This is a genomic window from Brevibacillus panacihumi W25, assembly GCF_000503775.1.
GTDB classification, from domain to species: Bacteria; Bacillota; Bacilli; order Brevibacillales; family Brevibacillaceae; genus Brevibacillus; species Brevibacillus panacihumi_A.
Genome location: NZ_KI629782.1, coordinates 744,909 through 763,506, shown reverse-complemented (window position 1 = coordinate 763,506; position 18,598 = coordinate 744,909). Strand labels below are relative to the sequence as shown.

Genomic DNA, 18,598 nt, shown 5'->3' with positions numbered 1-18,598 from the left:
GAAGAGAATATGCCGGAAGCAGAGCTGATCAGGTTAGCGCAAACCGGGGATCATGAGGCGCTTGTTCAACTGCTTCGATCTATTGAGACCTCCGTTTACCGCAGCGCATATTATATCTTGGGCAATGAACAGGACGCTTTGGATGCGTCCCAGGAAGTTTTGATTCGCATTTACCGAAAGTTGGATACCTACCAGGAAAAGGCGAAGTTTTCTACCTGGGTACAGCGAATCGTCAGCAATGTTTGTATGGATAAGTTTCGCGCGAAAAAAGAGACGGTCTCGATAGACGAGCACGAGATGATTATACCTGATCGAAACAACGTAGAAGACGAAATCCTTCTCACCGGATTGTCTCATGACATCCAAGAAGCCATTGGGAAACTGCCCAAGCAGTACCGAGTGGTGGTAGTACTCCGCTATCTGGAGGATTTTTCCTACCAGGAAATTGCGGAAACGCTTGAATTGCCGTTGAATACGGTAAAGTCGTATCTATTTCGGGCCAGACAACAGTTGCAGGAGCTGTTGTACGACTACCAGAAAGGGGGGATCGGTTGATGACTAACACAGAGATATGGGAATGGATGCAGCGGGATCTCGACGGAGATTTGTCTCCTGACGAGCAAAGAGCATTGTTTGCCCTTCTCGAGAAAGATACCGACTTGCAGCAAAAGTACAATCGTTTGAAAAGCGTGTCTCTTCAATTAGAGCAGCTGCCCCCAGTCGTCCCCTCCATCAGCATCGTGGATTCGATCTTGCCGAAGCTGGAGTCAGCAGTGGCCACACCTGCTGCAAAAGCCGATCTGAATGCGGGAGTCCTGCCAACCCTGGAAGTGAAAAGCAAGCCAGCTTCGCCTTCCGAACCGAGAAAGTGGAAAAACAAGACTGTCTGGTTTGCGCGAATCGGGAGCACCGCCGTGGCTGCATGTCTATTGTTAGGCGTCATGCTCATCGGAAAGGAAGCAAACGAGCAGATAGATCCCGCTACCCAGGGGTCGATTGTCGCTCCGCCGGCTGCGGAACCGCCTGTTATTATCGGGCCGCCTGCTCCCCAACCAAGCACTAATCCTACACCTCTTCCCGAACAGGGTGAGGAGCCGCCTGTACAGGAGGAAACGAAACAGCCGCCGAAGCAGCAGAAAAAAGCCCAGACTCCTTCCAAACCGGTAACGAAAGCTCCGGAACCGCCACCGGCCAAGGTTGGCCAACCAGCTGATTCCGTACCTGTCATGGTCCCTCCAAAGCCAGTGCCAAGGGAACCAAAGCCACCGGCATTTCCTTTCGGCCTGGAGGAGAAATCCGATGATGACAAAGGGAAGAAATCCAAAGAGGACGAAAAAGAGAAGAAGAAGAAGGATAACAAGAAAGATGACGGAGACGATCGAGATGACGACCGTGACGATGACCACGACGATGATAAAGAAATGGGGAAAAAGAAATCCTCGCGTGAATACGGGCGTACAAGTTTAGCTTGAAAAAACAGGCATCAGATGAAATGTGGCTTTCAACTGATGGACCGGCACCGGCAAGGGGAATCGTGCGTATAGTATAGTATCAAGCACCCCCTGCTTACCGTTTGGGGAGGATACATCCCGGGGCTCTTCCCCCAACGTTTACATAGAGGTGCCAACGATACCAAACCGCTGCCGTTCAGGCAGCGGTTTTTTCTTCTGACGAAATGTCAATATGGTATAATAATGCCGGAAGAGAAGGGAGTCGATATTCGTGCCATTACATGCGGAGATTCGTGAGATCCGGCAAAAGCAATTTGCACCTGTCTATGTCCTTTTTGGACCGGAAACCTATCTCGCGGAAGAATTTGTGGCTCTGGCCCGGCGCGAAATGATCGATCCGGCGTTCAGTGATTTGAATTTCAGCATATATGATTGTACGGAGACCCCCTTGGCTGATATTTTGCAGGATGCAGAGACCTTGCCTTTTATGGGGGAACACCGGCTCATCATTGCCAGACAAGCCTATTTTTTGACGGGCAGCAAACCGCCAGCGAAAATCGAAAGCAATCCGGATGCTCTGCTTGCCTATCTGCAAAATCCGCCGTCCTATACGACGTTGATCCTCATTACAGACGCGGATAAACTGGATGAGCGCAAAAAGCTGGTTAAGACTTTACAGCAAAAAGCCAAGCTGCTCCCATTTTTACAGTTGAAGGATGCAGATCTGTACAGCTGGGTGGAGCGGCGAGCAGAAACGTATCAGGCCCGTATTCAGCGGTCAGAGGCGATCAAACTCGTGGAGCGAGTGGGTGGTGAACTCCGCTTGCTGGACAAGGAATTGGAAAAGCTTGCGCTGTACGTCGGCACGAACGGAGAGATTACCGACGAAAGCATCGAGAAATTGGCTGTTCGCACGCTGGAGCAGGATGTTTTTGCCCTGATCGAGCACGTAGCGATGGGCAGAATCGACAGAGCATTGCGGATGATGTACGACTGTATAAAAACGGGGGAAGAGCCAATCAAGCTGCTCGCGTTGTTTGCCCGCCAATTTCGCCTGCTCCTGCACATTCGTCAATGGTCGCCGCGTGGATACTCCCAGCAGCAGCTGGCGGGAATGCTGAAAATTCATCCCTATGCAGTGAAAAAGGCGACGGAGCAAGCGCGTCATTTTTCGGAAGGATCATTGAAAAAACTGCTGGGGATTCTGGCAGAGGAGGATTTCCGGATCAAATCTGGCCAGGTGGACAAGCTGCTCGCCCTGGAGATGTTCATTACGCGCGCCCACGAAGAGCGGCAGAGGAGCAGCCAATATCAGGCATAAAAAAACCCGTGAACGAATGTTCGCGGGTTTTTGCTTACGCAGTTCTCTTACGCTACAGGAGCGCTCAGAACGTTAAGCTTTTTCATCAAACGGGATTTTTGACGGTTTGCTGCGTTTTTATGAATGAGACCTTTCGAAGCGGCCTTGTCCAGCTTTTTCACAGCCACCAGAAGAGTCGATTTCGCCAATGCTACATCAGAAGCAGCCACGGCTTTCTCAAAGTTCTTCAGGGAAGTGCGCAGATCAGACTTTTGAGAAGCACGGTGTGCGCGGCGCTTTTCAATTGTTTTGGTGCGCTTGATCGCGGATTTAATGTTTGGCATGTGTGTCACCTCCTTAGACGACCATAGACATACAGTCATACAACAAAGTAATTCTAGCATGCGCAGTACCCATTTGCAAGAAGAGGATTTGGAATAAAATTGAGCGATTCAAGCACCCTAGTAGCAGGAACAAAATGGAGAGAAGGGGGCAGATGGGAAGTGGAACATGATATCGATCTGTCAGGCTATTCGATACGAACTGATCTCGCTGTGGAGGCACACGAGCTGGCAAGGCAGCACAACGAGAGCGACATCCCGGGGGTATGGCTGCAGGCGGATGATAGCGAGCCTGGCATTATGGTCACCCGCTTGCACGTCCAGACAGAGGAAGCGGGCAAAAAGCTGGGAAAGCTGCCGGGCCGCTATTTGACGATTGAAGTGCCAAAGCTGCGCAACAACGATACAAGCGTGGAAGAGCAAGTGATACGGCGATTCGCTGTCGAGTTCGGGGGCTTTCTGAAAGAGCTAGGTATCACGGAAGAACACAAGGCATTGGTCGTAGGGCTGGGCAACTGGAATGTCACGCCGGATGCACTCGGTCCGATGGTAGTCGAAAACCTGCTGGTAACCCGGCATCTGTACCAGATCGCACCTGAGACTGTTGGGGATGGTTATCGTCCCGTTAGCGCCCTTTCCCCCGGGGTGTTGGGGATCACGGGAATTGAGACTAGCGAGATCGTTTTCGGCGTTGTGGAAAAGAGCAAACCGGACTTCGTCATCTGTGTGGATGCACTCGCATCCCGGGCGCTGCATCGCGTCAACACGACGATCCAGATCTCTGACACCGGCATCCATCCGGGTTCGGGTGTCGGAAACAAACGCAAGGCCATTGATCAGGAGACCTTGGGTATTCCCGTGATAGCAATCGGGGTTCCGACGGTCGTATTTGCCTCGACGATCGTCAACGACGCCATTACTTACTTGCTCGGTCATTTTGGACAATCCATGGCAGAGAGCAATCGAGCTTTCAACAGGCTGTCGATGAGTACGCTGCCAGAGCGCAAGGAGCCATACACAGAAGAGGACTTGCCTGACATGGAATCGCGCAAAACCTTCATGGGGTTGGTAGGCTCCTTGCCAGAAGAAGAGAAAAGACAATTGATTCACGAGGTGCTGCGACCGCTTGGACAGGATTTGATCGTCACTCCGAAAGAAGTGGATGATTTCATCGAAGGTGTATCCAATGTGGTTGCTACAGGGTTGAACCGCTCGTTGCACCGAGCCGTAGATGAGGAAAACAGCGCCGCCTACACCCACTAGACTTCCTAGTGAATAGGGAGACTAGCGCGAGAGAGAAAAGCTAGAAAGGGGTTCTATCGTCTCTATGACCCTCATAGGTTAAAGCATAGACAAGCGTGAGAGCCGGATGCGCTCCGCTGTCAAAGCTACAGCCAGAGGAGTGAGACAGATGGCTGCCCTCATACAGCGCCAGTTTGTAGTCCTTTCGTTTATGACCGCCTTTTTATTTTTGTTGACAGGCGTGCTGTCCTTTAGCAACAACCGGCTTGTGATCGCCTCTACTACAGTGCAACAGGCCGCATCGCAGATTTCCAGCCTTGCCTTGTTGACGTGGATGGGACGGGAGATACCGACACTGAACGAAACGGTACAGGGAGATCAAGCGCCTAACAGTGTGACGGGCTTTCTGTTTCAATTGGCGACGAGTATCCATCCCGGCGATTTGCGCAGCTTGCTCGGCAGGGAGCTGCCCGGCATGATGACCATGGATGATGCGCGGTTTATCGTAGAAGGGAAGGGCGCAAGATTAGCCGACTTGTATGTGGAATATCCTCCTCATCCCAAGCAGGTGATCGATGCTCAGGCAACCACTCCTTCCCAATCAACGGTGGATGATCCAGACACGGAAACCGCCCAACCCGAGGCCAAACCAGAAGAGCCCACAAATAAACCGGGCACGATTCCCAATCCCGCCGACAAAAAAGTCGTGTTTGTCTACACCTCCCACAACAGGGAGTCATGGGTCAGCGAGACGAAGTACGTCGGGTCTTCCCTGGATCATCCGACCCGCAATATTACACTGGTCAGCAAGCACCTCTCGGACGCATTGAACGAACGCGGCGTAGGATCAGAGGTAAACACCGATGACATTTACCAGCAACTGCTGGACAAGAAAATGAATTACGCCCTTTCCTACGCTCAGTCTCTCCAGGTTGTGAAAGCAGCCGCCCAGGAGCATCGGGAACTGGAATACTTTTTCGATCTGCATCGGGATACCGCGCCTCGAGAGCAAACAACGGCCACGATCAAAGGCAAAAAGTACGCCCGTGTGCTGTTCGTTATTGGGAAGCGAAACAAGAATCACCAGAAGAACGAAGCGTTTGCGACAGAGCTTCACAAGCTGCTGGAAGAAATGTATCCGGAACTTTCACGCGGTGTCATGGAAAAAGGCGATAAATCCGATCATGGCGAGTATAACCAGTCTATCTCTTCGGGTAGCCTGTTAATGGAAATAGGTGGCACCGAAAACACCTTGGAGGAGTGCTTGAATACGGCAGAAGCTTTGGCGGATGTATTCGCAGCCTATTACTTCAAGGCGGAGAAAGTGGCCAATCCAGTGGCTGAAGAGCCTGCGAAGAGGTGACTGGACATGAATGTGACATTCAAATTGACCGGAATGCTGGTGATTCTGTTGATTGGTGTAGTTTTAGGCTTGCAAACAGCGGAGAGAGGAATCGCCAAAGTGAGCGGAGTGCCGCAGCAGCAACCACAAACCTTCTATATTAAACAAGTAGATAAAGGGCAGATGGAGATTGCCGTAATGGGGAAAAATGTCCAGACTGCTTCTCCCGATCAAATGGTTAATTACGTCAGCAATATGGGGATGACGTTGGGAGGGTCTGTCAAAAACAGTGCGAAGGTGTTAGTAGAGTGGGTAGGGGGCTTCTTTGAACCATAAAACTGCTTTACCGTTAAATTGGTAGTAGGGAGAATGGCATAGAGACAAAAGGCCTGCTACGGCAGGTCTTTCCTATTTGGAATATCGTGGAAAACCAATCCTGATCAATCAAAAGCGGGGAGCAAATTCAAGATGAGAGTCTTCATTATAATTATCCGAAAATTTATAAAAAAAATATTAATGAGAAATTTAATTATTGCCAAAATATAGAACAGATGGCATAATGTCAGTAAATATTTGTAATCAACAACAATATAACGATGAAAGAGGTGCGCCGAGTGTCTCAGCCAGTGCTTCAGATCGAAAACCTGCAAACGCACTTCTTCACGGATCGTGGTCAGGTACCCGCAGTAGATGGTGTTTCGATCACGGTACATAAAGGTGAAGTAGTGGGCATCGTAGGCGAATCAGGTTGCGGAAAAAGCGTAACCTCGTTATCCATCATGAAACTGGTTCCGAATCCTCCCGGAAAGATCGTGGGGGGCGCGATTCGTTTTAAAGGAGAGGACCTGGTCTTGGCCAGTGAAAAACGGATGCGAGAGATTCGCGGCAATGAAATCGCGATGATTTTCCAGGAGCCGATGACCTCGCTAAACCCCGTATTCACCATCGGCGATCAGATTGGTGAAGCAATCCGCTTACATACGAAAACTAGTAAAAAAGAAGCGCGGCAAAAAGCAGTAGAGATGTTGAAAAGGGTAGGAATCCCCCGCGCCGAAGCCATCGTGGACGAATACCCCCATCAGCTGTCAGGCGGGATGCGGCAGCGTGTGATGATTGCAATGGCGATGGCCTGCAATCCAGAATTGCTGATTGCGGACGAGCCTACCACCGCTTTGGATGTGACCATTCAAGCGCAGATTCTCGATTTGATGAGACAGTTGAACCAAGAAGCCGATACCGCCGTTTTGCTGATTACGCATGATCTCGGAGTCGTTGCGCAAATGTGCCATCGTGTCGTAGTCATGTATGCCGGCAATGTGATAGAGGAAGGCGACGTACGGACCATTCTGAAAAACCCCAAGCACCCCTATACGATTGGGCTTCTGAATTCGCTTCCGAAGCTGGAAGAATCCCAGGAAAGGCTGTACTCCATCCCGGGCAATGTGCCGATTCCAGGCTCGCTGACTGCCGGCTGCCGTTTTGCGCCGCGCTGCGAGCAGGCGATGGATCGCTGCCGACAAGAAATGCCGGAGCTGATTGCCGTGGAAGAGAACCATCGCTCCCGTTGCTGGCTAAGTGTCTAACCCGAAAGGAGCATGCAGGTGACTGAAGAACTTCTGGTAGTTTCCAATCTAAAAAAATACTATCCCATCACAGGCGGTGTTCTTGGTGGGGAAATAGGCATGGTCAAAGCAGTTGACGATATTTCGTTTTCCGTCAAACGAGGGGAGACCCTCGGTTTGGTAGGGGAGAGCGGCTGCGGCAAATCGACGACGGGCCGTTCCTTGCTCCGTCTCATTGAGCCAACTTCAGGTGAAATTCGCTTTGATGGCGTTGATGTCATGAAGCTGAAGCACGATGACCTGCGCAGAATAAGGCGCGATATGCAGATTGTTTTCCAGGATCCGTTTGCTTCGCTAAACCCTCGTCACAATGTTGAGAAGATTCTGGAAGAACCATTGATCGTACATAAGAAGGGAACCTCGGCTGAACGAAAAAAAAGGGTGGCTGAGATGCTGGAAGTCGTCGGTCTCAGCAGTTATCACGCAAGGCGATATCCCCACCAATTCAGTGGGGGCCAGCGTCAGCGGATCGGCATCGCCCGGGCGTTGATGCTTAATCCCAAATTGATCGTGGCCGACGAGCCGGTGTCGGCGCTCGATGTCTCCATCCAGTCTCAAGTGCTCAATCTCATGCAGGACCTACAGAAGGAAATGGGGTTGACGTATCTATTTATCGCCCATGACTTGAGTGTGGTGCGCCATATCAGTGACCGAGTCGGAGTCATGTACCTCGGAAGGATCGTCGAATTGACTACCAGCAATCAGCTGTACACGAATCCACTGCATCCCTATACCGAAGCATTGATGTCTGCAGTGCCCACCCCAGATCCGGATGTTGTTCGGGAGAGAATTATTTTGGAAGGGGATGTCCCCAGTCCTGCCAATCCTCCCAGCGGTTGCACCTTTCACACGCGCTGTCCCCGGGTGAAAGAAGAATGCACAACCGTTCGCCCCCAGTTTCAGGAGGTCGAGCAAGGTCATTTTGTGGCCTGCCATTTATACAGCCAGGCGTAAACATCGACAGAAGCACAATCTACTATCCCGCAACCTTTTAAAGGGGGGATGCGAAGCAGAGTCGATAAGAACCAGAACCTTTATGTGCAAGCGGTAAACAAAGAAAAGAGGGGGATTCAAGTCATGAAGAAACGAATTCTTTCGGCGACCATGACCAGCTTGTTGGCGATTTCGATGCTGCTTGCGGGCTGCTCTCAAACGACGCAAGCACCGCCGACTGAGCCTGCCAAGACAGAGCAACCAGCGCCAACGCCAGCGCCGGAGCCTGCTAAAAGCGAACCGAAACAACTGATCGTCGGTCGTGGTGGTGACTCAGCTGGTCTCGATCCGATCAGAGAGACAGACGGCGAATCCTTTAAAGTAACCGAAAATATTTTTGACACACTAGTTGGTTACGAAGAGGAAAGCACCAAAGTTGTTCCATCCTTGGCTGAAAAATGGGAGATTTCGGAAGACGGCCTTACGTATACCTTTACACTGCGCCAGGGCGTCAAGTTCCACGATGGCACGGATTTTAATGCCGAAGCAGTGAAATGGAACTTCGAGCGTTGGATGGATAAGAGCAACCCCTTCCACAACCAGGACGGTTACTACTATTACAATGACATGTTTGGGGGCTACAAGGGAGATCCCAATCACGTCATCAAATCTGTAGAGGCAGTAGACCCGCATACAGTCAAGTTCACCTTGAATTATCCGTTGGCTCCTTTCATCCAAAACCTCGGAATGTCTCCTTTTGCCATCGCATCTCCAACAGCAGTTCAAGCGGCGGGAGCAGATGGCTTTACCGAAAAACCGGTAGGTACGGGGCCATTCAAATTTAAAGAGTGGAAACGCAACGACACGATAACCTTGGAAAAAAATCCGGACTATTGGAACGCCGGGTACCCGAAAGTGGACACCCTCGTGTTCAAATCGATTCCTGAAAATACGGCACGTTTGACAGCTTTGATCAACGGAGAGATCGACCTGATGGATGGCCTGAACCCTGATGATGCGGAAACGGTGCAAGGGAACAGCGATTTGCAGCTCATCCTGCGACCTTCGATGAACGTTGGCTATATTGGGTTCAACGTAGAGAAAAAGCCGTTTGACAATCCAAAGGTGCGCGAGGCCATTGCTTACGCGATCAACAAGCCTGCTATCGTGGAAGCCTTCTTTGCAGGTTTGGGCCAACCGGCTGTCAATCCTATGCCGCCGACCCTCTGGGGACATAACGACAGCATCAAGGACCGCGAGTTTAATCTGGAAAAAGCCAAGCAGCTGTTGGCTGAAGCCGGATTCCCTAATGGCTTTAAAACACAGTTCTGGGCAATGCCTGTACCGCGGCCATACATGCCGGATGGTGTGAAAATTGCCGAAGCCATTCAACAAGACCTCAAGCAAATCGGAATTGAAACGGAAATTGTGACGATGGAATGGGCGACTTATCTGGAGAAAACAAGAATCGGCGAGCAAACCATGTTCATGCTCGGTTGGACCGGGGACAACGGGGACCCAGACAACTTCCTCGCGACGCTCTTGGATAAGAATAATATCGATGGAAACAACAATACGCGCTGGGCAAACGATGAGGCTTCCCAGCTCATGATGAAAGCCAAGCAGGCGAATACCCAGTCAGAGCGCGAGCAGCTATACAAGCAAGTACAGGAGATTATCTTCAAGGAAGTGCCAATGGTTCCTCTGGCCCACTCCACACCTGCACTGGCTGCAAGAGCCAATATCGTCGACTACAAACCGCATCCAAAAGGCTCGGAAAGTCTGGAGAAAGTAGATATCAAATAATCCTCTCCATCAGATCAAACGATTGCAAAGGGTAAGAGGAGCCCCTTCTTCTTACCCTTTTTTCTTCGTGCAACCACCGCCCCGCCATGACGTCTTGACGGAGCCAAGTTTTCAAATCAGGAAAGCGAGGAGATGGCATTGCTATCCTACAGCATCCGAAGAATTCTAATGCTCATTCCCGTCCTACTGGGCATGTCCATCGTCGTTTTTTCAATTATTCGGGCTATACCGGGCGATCCGGCATTAACCATTCTGGGTGAGAAAGCAAGTGCCAAAGCAATTGCTGACTTGCGTGAAGTTCTTGGCTTAAACAATCCTTGGTACATACAGTATTTTGATTATCTCAAGCAAATCATTACAGGAGATCTTGGCGTATCGCTCCACACAGGGGCTAGCATTGCAAAAGAAATTGGTCCTTATCTGGCGGCTACGACAGAACTGACAATTTTTAGCATGTGTTTTGCTGTCTTTATTGGCGTCAATGCCGGCATTATCTCTGCTTGGAAGCAAAATTCCTGGTTCGATTACACCGCTATGCTGATTGCTTTGATTGGCGTTTCCATGCCGATTTTTTGGCTGGGTCTGATGGAGCAATGGTTTTTTGCGCAAGAGTTGAAATGGCTGCCATCAGTTGGTCGTGACAATCCGCGTGATCCTGTACAGGCTATTACGCACTTTTATATAGTGGATTCGATAATGGCAGGAAGATGGGACCAGTTCCGGGATGTCGTGGAGCACTTGATTCTACCTGGAATCGCGCTGGGGACCATTCCGATGGCCATTATTGCACGCATCACGCGCTCCAGCATGCTGGAAGTCATGCGTGCCGATTATGTACGCACAGCCAGGGCAAAAGGTATGGCTCAATTCGGCGTGGTGTACAAGCATGCATTGAAGAATGCCATGATCCCTGTACTTACTGTGATCGGTTTGCAAACGGGTCTTTTGCTAGGGGGCGCAGTCTTGACGGAGACGATCTTCGGCTGGCCGGGTGTGGGACGGTATATTTTCACGGCGATCGGCAATCGTGATTACCCGGTCATCCAATCGGGGATTCTCGTCATCGCGACGATCTTCGTCCTGATCAATTTGCTGGTCGACCTGCTGTACGCCTACATCGATCCACGGATCAAATACCGCTAAGGAGGTTCGTCAGATATGGCAGAAGTAAATGTGCAGACGTATCCGGTAAAGCAGGCAGACGAACAAGTCATCTCTCCTTGGCGGGAAGCGTGGAGAACACTGCGCAAGAACAAGCTTGCACTGGTGGGAATGGGGATCATTTGCTTTTTTGTGATCGTCGCTATATTCGCTCCATTTATCGCCCCTTATCCGTACGATGTAGGGGATCTGAAGATGAAAAACCAGCCTCCATCGGAGCAGCACCTGTTGGGGACGGACTACAATGGACGGGATGTTCTAAGCCGCGTCATTTATGGTGCGCGCATTTCCCTATGGGTCGGGACGTTTTCGGTGATCGGTTCGGTTGTGGCAGGAACGATTCTGGGGCTGCTGGCTGGTTATTACGGCCGTTGGGTAGATACCCTGATTTCGCGAATTTTTGATATCATGCTCGCTTTCCCCAGCATTCTCCTGGCGATTGCGATCGTTGCCATTCTGGGCCCCTCGCTGCAAAATGCTTTGCTGGCTATAGCGATCGTAAATATCCCGACCTTTGGACGACTGGTTCGCTCGCGTGTCCTCAGTCTCAAGGAAGAAGAATTTGTCATGGCGGCTCGCGCGATTGGCATGAAGGACAGCCGTATTCTTCTGCAGCATATCTTGCCGAACAGCATGGCCCCCATCATCGTGACGGGAACGCTTGGCATTGCGACCGCGATTATTGAAGCGGCAGCCTTGGGCTTTCTCGGCTTGGGCGCCCAAGCACCCGAACCAGAATGGGGCAAAATGCTCTCCGATTCGCGCCAATACATTCAGAAGGCACCTTGGACAGTCATCTTCCCGGGCTTGTCTATCATGCTGACCGTGCTTGGCTTCAACCTGATCGGAGACGGTCTGCGGGATGCGTTGGACCCGAGGATGAAAAATTAATTGTTTTCATAGAGAAGGAAGCTGCCTCAGCTTCCTTTTTCGGTGAAACGCTTCTTTTTTTGCCAAGGAAATGGTATCCTCGCTATAGAATATTGGCGAAAGCAAGGTGACGACATTGTTTGCAGCACGCATCGAAAAGCTTCATCACTTTATGCAAGAACAAAAGCTGGATGCAGTATTGATTACTTCTCCGAAGCATGTCTACTACCTGACTGGCTTTTTTACAGATCCGCATGAACGTTTTCTGGGACTGGTGATTCCGGCCCAGGGGGAACCTTCTTTGATCGTCCCTGCGTTGGATCGGGAGGCAGCCGCCTCCGCTTCCGACATCCAACGCATCTATACCCATACAGATATTCAAAATCCTTATGAAGTACTCAAAGAGACCCTGCCGACCGGCCTTCAGGCTTTGGGGATCGAGAAAAGTCATATGACTGTGGAGCGCTTCGAGGCGATGAGCGCATTCGTAGGGGCTTCACGCTTCGTCGACGTGGAGCAGCCCCTTCGGGAAATGCGTCTGATCAAGTCCCCAGATGAAGTTGCCCGCATGAAGCACGCGATCCAGCTCGTAGAAGATGCTCTGCGGGAGAGCTTGAAAAAAGTAAAGCCGGGCGTGACCGAAGTGGAGATCGTCGCAGAGCTTGAGTATCAGATGAAGCGTTTGGGTGCGGAAGGCCCTTCCTTCAGCACGATGGTACTCGCAGGCGAGAAATCGGCGCTGCCCCACGGAAATCCGGGTAGTCGAGCTGTACAGCAAGGAGAGCTGTTGCTGTTTGACTTAGGGGTTGAAGCCGACGGTTACGTCTCCGATATTACACGGACTTTTGCCGTGGGAGAAGTAGACGGAAAGCTGCGTGAAATCTACGAGATCGTATTGGCTGCCAATGAAGCGGCAATCGCAGCAATCAAACCCGGAGTAACGTTTGCCCATTTGGACAAAACCGCACGTGATGTCATCAGTGCCAAGGGGTATGGGGAATATTTCATGCATCGTCTCGGTCATGGACTTGGCATGGATGTGCATGAATACCCATCGGTACACGGGGAAAATCAGGAAGTCTTGCGCCCGGGAATGGTCTTTACCATCGAGCCGGGGATCTATCTGCCTGGTCTCGGGGGTGTCCGGATCGAAGACAACGTCCTGGTGACGGAAACAGGCGTAGAAGTGTTGACGAAATTCCCGAAAGAGTGGACGATAATCGGATAAAACCAGCGTCCAACCAAGTAAATAATGATGTTTCATGGTGCTAGGTTGCTGCCGTAATGGAGCAATCAGCTTAAAAGGGAAGTCCGGTGAAAAACCGGCGCGCCCCCGCCACTGTAACGAGGAGTGCGATGTCAGACATGCCACTGTTCCCTCACAAAAGGGAATGGGAAGGTGACACAGCACGATGAATCGAAGCCAGGAGACCTGCCATGAAGCCATGCATGATCGGCCCACGAGGATGGGGATGATGTGGAGTACAGCGGCAGCGAAAAGCAGGGCATAGTCAATCGCCTGTGTCTTGGCATGTCCCCGTCCACGAAAGACAAGCATCTCCCTCAACCATTAGGGGAGATGCTTTTTATTGTGATGAAAAATGAGGGGGAAGCTACATGAATCGCAAATTCAATTGGAAAAAGATGAGTATTATCGGTGTTTGTGCAATAACCATGCTGCTCGCCGCGTGCGGGGTAAACCAGCCAGCAAACCAGAATTCGCAAGGTGCGGGCTCTCAGTCACTATCCGGTCAAGAATCCGGGCAGTCGGTCGTGATTCAAAATAACGGAAGAGAAATTCGCTTCGACAAGGCACCTGAACGGGCCGTGACTCTCAACCAGCATGTGACAGAAGTGATGCTCGCGCTTGGCTTGGAGGCCAAGATGGTGGGGACGGCTTATCTCGATGATGCGATTTTGCCTATATATGAGGAAGCCTATGAAAAAATTCCGGTCTTGTCTGACAAGTACCCGAGTAAGGAGGTACTTGCGGCAGCCGACCCCGATTTTGTCTACTCCGGGTGGAAGAGCGGCTTTGGCGATGAGGGAGTAGGATCGATGGAAGAGCTGGAACAAGCCGGAATCCAATCCTATTTACATATGTCCTCCAATATGAGCGCTCCGACGACGGAGGATGTTTTCACAGATATTTTGAACATCGGAAAAATCTTTCGGATCGAGGACCGCTCCGAGGCGCTCATTTCCAGCATGAAACGAGAGATGGAGCAAATAACGGACAAGCTGGGACAAATCGACAAGCCACTTACTGTCTTCGTGTATGACAGTGGAGAAGACCAACCCCTGACCGCCGCAAACAACTACATGACCACCCTCATCGCCCAGGCAGGCGGTACAAACATTTTTTCCGACGTGGACAAGGGGTGGACTACGGTAAGCTGGGAAGAGGTGGTCAATCGCAATCCAGAAGTGATTGTCATCGTCGACTATGGCGATAAGACGGTAGAGCAGAAAAGAAACATGCTGTTGCATAAAGCGGAGCTGGCTGATTTGCCTGCGATCAAGGAGCAGAAGCTGATCGTCTTGCCGCTGTCCGCTGCGGCGGAAGGTGTTCGTGCGCCAATTGCGCTGAAAATCTTGGCAGAGGGTATGTATCCTGAAAAGTTTATGAATTAGCGCGTATCGAATACTTCCAGTTCTGGGCTGGCTCTTTGAAAGGGGGGGAGAAAATTGCGACGCATAAACATGACAATGCTACTCGTGGTGCTGGTAATCGGTCTGATTGTCACGATTACGCTAGCCATCACCATGGGATCAGTTCCGATCGACTCAGCGAAGGTTTGGAAAATAGCGTTATGGCATACTCCTTTCCTGGGTGAGAGCATACAGGCAGACTGGACAAAAGCAGAGCATACGATCATCTGGGATATCCGCTTTCCTCGCGTCTTGCTGGGAGTGATAGTCGGTGCAGGATTGTCGGTGGTCGGGGTGGCGATCCAAGCTTTGGTTCGCAACTCGTTGGCGGACCCGTATATCCTTGGAGTCTCTTCCGGTGCGTCCGTAGGAGCGACGCTGGTCATCCTGTTTGGCGCATTCAGTCTGTTCGGACAGTTTGCTTTGTCTGCCGGAGCTTTTGTAGGTTCATTACTCTCGGTACTGCTTATCTTTGTGTTATCACGGATCGGAGGACAGAATTCCACGGTTCGCTTGCTGATGGCCGGAATCGCCATCTCGGCCGTTCTGTCAGCTGTAACCAGCCTGATCATCTTTTCTGCACCCAATGAACACGGGATTCGCTCAGTTTTGTTCTGGATGAGCGGCAGTTTGGCAGGTGCCAAGTGGGATTATCTGACTATTCCTTCGGTGGTGGTATCGATTGTCATGCTGATATTGATCGCTCATTATCGTTCGCTCAATGCCATGCTGCTCGGGGAGGAATCCGCCCGTACCTTGGGTGTAAATACCACCCGTTTTCGCAGATTGTTGTTTTTGGTAACCGCCTTGCTGACCGGGGTGATCGTCGCCATTAGCGGGGCGATCGGCTTTGTCGGCTTGATGATGCCGCATATCGTTCGCGTCCTGGTTGGATCGGACCATCGGCGAGTGCTTCCCGTCAGCGCTTTGCTCGGAGCGATTTTTCTCGTCTGGGCTGATGTCATTGCCAGGTTTGCATTCGCTCCGGAAGAACTGCCGATCGGGATCATCACGGCGCTTTGCGGCGGACCGTTCTTTCTCTGGTTGATGATGCGCAGTTCCTATTCCTTTGGAGGTAGTGGCAAATGAGGGTGCAAGCGGAAAACATCTCCGTTACCGTAGATAAAAAGAAAACCTTGCTGCAAGATGTAGGACTGGAAGTGTTGGACGGGGAGACCGTCGGGTTGATCGGACCCAATGGCAGCGGCAAGTCCAGCTTGTTGAAGAGCATCTATCGCGTTCTGAAGCCGGAAGTAGGTCTCATTACGTTGGATGGGGAAGACGTCTATCGGCTATCCACAGTGGAGAGCGCCAAGCGCATGGCTGTCGTTCGGCAAGAATCGTCTGTTGAGTTTGACTTTACGGTACGCGAGATGGTCTTCATGGGACGCGCTCCCCACAAAACGCTGTTTCAGACGGATACAGCAGAGGATGAGCGGATTTGTGCCGAAGCATTGGCGCAGGTGGGGATGGGGGATCAGGAGCAGCGAAGCTTTTTTACTTTGTCAGGAGGCGAGAAGCAGCGCGTCATGATCGCTCGGGCCTTGGCCCAGCAGGCGAAATTCCTTGTATTGGACGAGCCGACAAACCACCTCGATGTGCGCTATCAATTGCAGATCATGGACCTGGTGAAAAGGCTGGGGATGACCGTACTGGCAGCCTTGCATGATCTCAATATGGCAGCCATGTACTGCGACCGCTTGTATGTCATGGACAACGGCAAAATCGTGGCGTCGGGACGGACAGAAGAGGTACTGTCGGCTGCGCTGATTCGCGATGTTTTCGGTGTCGAGGCGGAAGTGGTTCTTCATCCCAGAACGGGGAAAAAACATATCGTTTATTTTTCGGAAATGAGCTTGGCTGCTGCCTCCAGACAGAAGGGGGCTGTCGGATCATGAAAAATGTTGGCCGCTTCCTGTAACAAAAGTCATTCTTGCGCATCTAACGAGTAGCAGTGAAGGGAAGGAGGATCGTGCCGTGGAAAAATTGCAGCCCACACAGGAAGCTGCATTTGAACAAATCATGAAGGAATACGGGACGCGTATACTCCGCCTCATCACTTTTCTGGTCAAGGATCGCAGTCTGGCGGAAGATCTGACACAGGATGTCTTCGTCAAAGTGTATCGAAATCTCCCGCGCTTTCGTCACGAAAGCAGCTTGCATACTTGGCTGTACCGGATCGCCGTGAATGAGTGCAAGGGGTACTTGCGTTCATGGTCAGTACGGCATATCCTTCCCCAATCCTGGATTCGGGACGAAAGCGTTCACTCTGCCGAACGGCTTGTGATGGAACAGGTCGAGCGGGATCAATTGGTACAGGCTGTACTATCTCTGCCGCCGGCGCACCGTCAGGTCATCTCCCTACATTATTACGCCGATTTGTCGATGGCGGAGATGGCTGAGGTTCTCGGGATTAAGGAAGGAGCGGTACGTACGCGCTTGCATCGCGCAAGACAGCACTTGAAGCAACGGATGGGAGAGGAGGATGCATGGGAATGGAAGACAAATGGTTGGAACAGCTGAAGGAGCGGGCGGATCAAGGGATGCTGCGGGACGTGCATTTTACTGCTAAATTGGAGAATGGAGTACGTGATCGAATTCACAAGCGGTCTCCCAGGATGTCGTTTATGCGCTTTGGCCCAGTGACGGTAGCGGCACTGCTGCTCGTCATCACACTTTGGCAGGTGTGGCCGCAACAGGTCGAATGGGGGCAGAGCGGGACTGATCCTGTTCAACAACCGCCTTCTTTGCTGCCCGGAGGAGTCTTGCAAAGCCCGGAGCTCTGGAAACCTTCCCCTGTCGTCGAAGGAACAGTGGATAACCTGACTTTCTCCTATCTGGGCGAAAAGCCTGTCCGGTTGATTACAGATGAAAGCAACATCTACGCAGGTCAGCAGCAAAAATTCATGTGGATGCTGGACGGGGACTTTTCCAAAACGGTGGATATAGTAGCACACGACAGCGAGGGACAGCAAGTGGAGCTGGGGAGCTTCGAAGTGGGCGGTGGACTCTACGATGCCAAGGGCCATTTTCCTTCAGGACTTGTCTTGCCCACTCCGGGGATCTGGAAGCTGGAGGTACGGTCATCAGGGAAATATTTCGGGCATGTATTTATTGAAGTGAAGTCAGGGATCTCTCCGAGCAACCAAAGCCTGGTAGAACCGCTGATCCGCAAGTTTTTGGAAACCGAAGGAGATAAGCTGGGGTGGCTGGGCAAGAACCGCCAGATCACCATCGAACTGCTTCATGTCGATGCCCCTAGTGCCGAGAAACGAAGGGCCTATGCCTGGATCAGGGTCCAAAGTGAAAACAACTCCAGGAATCAGTGCGGCGATGGCGTTTGACGTGATGTATGTGGGGAATGACTATCGCGTGGTCGGTTTCCAGATGCCAGAGGATGGAAATCGGTATCAGAGCAGCCTTGCGGAAATTTTCCCACCGGAAGTCTTGGACATGATCCGGCAGCGAAGTGAGCAGCCATCCTGACATTTCATAACATCGCCAGAACATCTCTTGAATGTGGAATTGGGAAAAGTTATAATAAAACTTGTTGCGGGAGCCGTGCGACCACACGGCTCCCGCCCAATAGACCGCTACAAAGGCGGTCGGCTTTGGTAAAATGTCCAGAAATAGACCGCGTACCCTGGCAGGGGCGGTCTATTTCTTTTGGTTAAGAGCTACGACTATTGCGACAACCAGGGTCAGCCCTGCTATTAGTAGCGAACCAAAACCGATCATCAGCGTCAAAGCATCTTTAACCTCCACGTAGCATCCCTCCCTTCCGCGAGAGGTAGCCAACTGCCTTTGCAAGCCGTTCTATCGTTAGTCCAATAATAACATAAATTTACAGTTTGGTGTAATTGCTTCAGAATCACTTG

The 18,598-nt window shown here is 51.3% G+C and carries 20 protein-coding genes and 1 riboswitch; of the genes, 18 read left to right on the top strand and 2 right to left on the bottom strand.

Going from position 1 to position 18,598, the window contains the following annotated elements; translation table 11 throughout:
* The first annotated feature begins 9 nt into the window (after positions 1–9).
* The 3 genes from T458_RS33210 to holA all read left to right on the top strand — a co-directional run bounded on the left by T458_RS33210 (position 10) and on the right by holA (position 2,772).
* Positions 10–555 (top strand): RNA polymerase sigma factor, encoded by a 546-nt coding sequence (locus T458_RS33210; RefSeq protein ID WP_023554818.1) that lies wholly within the window; start codon positions 10–12, stop codon positions 553–555.
* Positions 555–1,472 carry an anti-sigma factor family protein gene (locus tag T458_RS33205; RefSeq protein ID WP_023554817.1) on the top strand — a complete coding sequence of 306 codons (918 nt, stop codon included), beginning with the start codon at positions 555–557 and terminating at the stop codon, positions 1,470–1,472. The genes T458_RS33210 and T458_RS33205 overlap by 1 nt, the downstream gene beginning before the upstream one ends.
* 250 nt (positions 1,473–1,722) lie before the next feature.
* Positions 1,723–2,772, top strand: a complete 1,050-nt coding sequence (holA, locus tag T458_RS33200) for a DNA polymerase III subunit delta (protein ID WP_023554816.1) — start codon at positions 1,723–1,725, stop codon at positions 2,770–2,772.
* 47 nt (positions 2,773–2,819) lie between these two features.
* Here the strand turns inward: holA and rpsT are convergent, their stop codons facing one another.
* Positions 2,820–3,095 (bottom strand): 30S ribosomal protein S20, encoded by a 276-nt coding sequence (gene rpsT / locus T458_RS33195; protein WP_023554815.1) that lies wholly within the window; start codon positions 3,093–3,095, stop codon positions 2,820–2,822.
* Between the two features lie 159 nt (positions 3,096–3,254).
* On the opposite strand from rpsT, the gene gpr reads away from it, so the two are divergent.
* The 15 genes from gpr to T458_RS57525 all read left to right on the top strand — a co-directional run bounded on the left by gpr (position 3,255) and on the right by T458_RS57525 (position 18,206).
* Entirely contained in the window at positions 3,255–4,355 is a 1,101-nt protein-coding gene (gpr, locus tag T458_RS33190) for a GPR endopeptidase (RefSeq protein ID WP_023554814.1), read from the top strand.
* 148 nt (positions 4,356–4,503) lie between these two features.
* Complete coding sequence (gene spoIIP, locus T458_RS33185; protein WP_023554813.1) at positions 4,504–5,697, top strand: stage II sporulation protein P; 1,194 nt, start codon at positions 4,504–4,506, stop codon at positions 5,695–5,697.
* A gap of 6 nt (positions 5,698–5,703) precedes the next feature.
* Positions 5,704–6,012: a DUF3679 domain-containing protein gene (locus T458_RS33180; protein WP_023554812.1), complete on the top strand. Its 309-nt coding sequence runs from the start codon at positions 5,704–5,706 to the stop codon at positions 6,010–6,012.
* Positions 6,013–6,290: 278 nt separating this feature from the next.
* On the top strand, positions 6,291–7,259 hold the full coding sequence (locus T458_RS0128330; protein WP_031305382.1) for an ABC transporter ATP-binding protein: 969 nt from the start codon (positions 6,291–6,293) through the stop codon (positions 7,257–7,259).
* Between the two features lie 18 nt (positions 7,260–7,277).
* Positions 7,278–8,252: an ABC transporter ATP-binding protein gene (locus tag T458_RS0128325; protein ID WP_031305381.1), complete on the top strand. Its 975-nt coding sequence runs from the start codon at positions 7,278–7,280 to the stop codon at positions 8,250–8,252.
* Between the two features lie 123 nt (positions 8,253–8,375).
* Positions 8,376–10,037 (top strand): ABC transporter substrate-binding protein, encoded by a 1,662-nt coding sequence (locus tag T458_RS33175; protein WP_031305380.1) that lies wholly within the window; start codon positions 8,376–8,378, stop codon positions 10,035–10,037.
* 132 nt (positions 10,038–10,169) lie between these two features.
* Complete coding sequence (locus tag T458_RS33170) at positions 10,170–11,180, top strand: ABC transporter permease (RefSeq protein WP_023554810.1); 1,011 nt, start codon at positions 10,170–10,172, stop codon at positions 11,178–11,180.
* Positions 11,181–11,195: 15 nt separating this feature from the next.
* Complete coding sequence (locus T458_RS33165) at positions 11,196–12,089, top strand: ABC transporter permease (protein WP_023554809.1); 894 nt, start codon at positions 11,196–11,198, stop codon at positions 12,087–12,089.
* Positions 12,090–12,204: 115 nt separating this feature from the next.
* Complete coding sequence (locus tag T458_RS33160) at positions 12,205–13,296, top strand: M24 family metallopeptidase (protein ID WP_023554808.1); 1,092 nt, start codon at positions 12,205–12,207, stop codon at positions 13,294–13,296.
* Between the two features lie 18 nt (positions 13,297–13,314).
* Positions 13,315–13,522: riboswitch (cobalamin riboswitch) on the top strand.
* A 163-nt stretch (positions 13,523–13,685) separates the two neighbouring features.
* Positions 13,686–14,702 (top strand): ABC transporter substrate-binding protein, encoded by a 1,017-nt coding sequence (locus T458_RS33155; RefSeq protein WP_023554806.1) that lies wholly within the window; start codon positions 13,686–13,688, stop codon positions 14,700–14,702.
* Positions 14,703–14,771: 69 nt separating this feature from the next.
* Positions 14,772–15,809: a FecCD family ABC transporter permease gene (locus tag T458_RS33150; RefSeq protein WP_031305378.1), complete on the top strand. Its 1,038-nt coding sequence runs from the start codon at positions 14,772–14,774 to the stop codon at positions 15,807–15,809.
* Complete coding sequence (locus T458_RS33145; protein WP_023554804.1) at positions 15,806–16,618, top strand: ABC transporter ATP-binding protein; 813 nt, start codon at positions 15,806–15,808, stop codon at positions 16,616–16,618. The genes T458_RS33150 and T458_RS33145 overlap by 4 nt, the downstream gene beginning before the upstream one ends.
* A 79-nt stretch (positions 16,619–16,697) precedes the next feature.
* Positions 16,698–17,243 (top strand): sigma-70 family RNA polymerase sigma factor, encoded by a 546-nt coding sequence (locus T458_RS33140; RefSeq protein WP_023554803.1) that lies wholly within the window; start codon positions 16,698–16,700, stop codon positions 17,241–17,243.
* Positions 17,216–18,064 carry a hypothetical protein gene (locus T458_RS33135; RefSeq protein ID WP_252989774.1) on the top strand — a complete coding sequence of 283 codons (849 nt, stop codon included), beginning with the start codon at positions 17,216–17,218 and terminating at the stop codon, positions 18,062–18,064. The genes T458_RS33140 and T458_RS33135 overlap by 28 nt, the downstream gene beginning before the upstream one ends.
* Entirely contained in the window at positions 18,054–18,206 is a 153-nt protein-coding gene (locus tag T458_RS57525; protein WP_252989773.1) for a hypothetical protein, read from the top strand. The genes T458_RS33135 and T458_RS57525 overlap by 11 nt, the downstream gene beginning before the upstream one ends.
* 171 nt (positions 18,207–18,377) lie before the next feature.
* Here T458_RS57525 and T458_RS57520 read toward each other — a convergent pair whose 3' ends face one another.
* A complete protein-coding gene (locus tag T458_RS57520) occupies positions 18,378–18,485 on the bottom strand; it encodes a putative holin-like toxin (protein ID WP_023554802.1) in 108 nt (35 codons plus the stop codon).
* Between the last annotated feature and the right edge of the window lie 113 nt (positions 18,486–18,598).

Bases quoted from the DNA above. Each gene is read 5' to 3' on its own strand.
- T458_RS33210 (WP_023554818.1), top strand. From the start codon at position 10: ATGCCGGAAGCAGAGCTGATCAGGTTAGCGCAAACCGGGGATCATGAG.
- rpsT (WP_023554815.1), bottom strand. From the start codon at position 3,095: ATGCCAAACATTAAATCCGCGATCAAGCGCACCAAAACAATTGAAAAG.
- T458_RS33180 (WP_023554812.1), top strand. From the start codon at position 5,704: ATGAATGTGACATTCAAATTGACCGGAATGCTGGTGATTCTGTTGATT.
- T458_RS33165 (WP_023554809.1), top strand. From the start codon at position 11,196: ATGGCAGAAGTAAATGTGCAGACGTATCCGGTAAAGCAGGCAGACGAA.
- spoIIP (WP_023554813.1), top strand. From the start codon at position 4,504: ATGGCTGCCCTCATACAGCGCCAGTTTGTAGTCCTTTCGTTTATGACC.
- T458_RS33205 (WP_023554817.1), top strand. From the start codon at position 555: ATGACTAACACAGAGATATGGGAATGGATGCAGCGGGATCTCGACGGA.
- T458_RS33155 (WP_023554806.1), top strand. From the start codon at position 13,686: ATGAATCGCAAATTCAATTGGAAAAAGATGAGTATTATCGGTGTTTGT.
- T458_RS33145 (WP_023554804.1), top strand. From the start codon at position 15,806: ATGAGGGTGCAAGCGGAAAACATCTCCGTTACCGTAGATAAAAAGAAA.
- T458_RS33135 (WP_252989774.1), top strand. From the start codon at position 17,216: ATGGAAGACAAATGGTTGGAACAGCTGAAGGAGCGGGCGGATCAAGGG.
- T458_RS33170 (WP_023554810.1), top strand. From the start codon at position 10,170: ATGGCATTGCTATCCTACAGCATCCGAAGAATTCTAATGCTCATTCCC.
- T458_RS33175 (WP_031305380.1), top strand. From the start codon at position 8,376: ATGAAGAAACGAATTCTTTCGGCGACCATGACCAGCTTGTTGGCGATT.
- T458_RS33150 (WP_031305378.1), top strand. From the start codon at position 14,772: ATGACAATGCTACTCGTGGTGCTGGTAATCGGTCTGATTGTCACGATT.
- T458_RS57525 (WP_252989773.1), top strand. From the start codon at position 18,054: ATGGCGTTTGACGTGATGTATGTGGGGAATGACTATCGCGTGGTCGGT.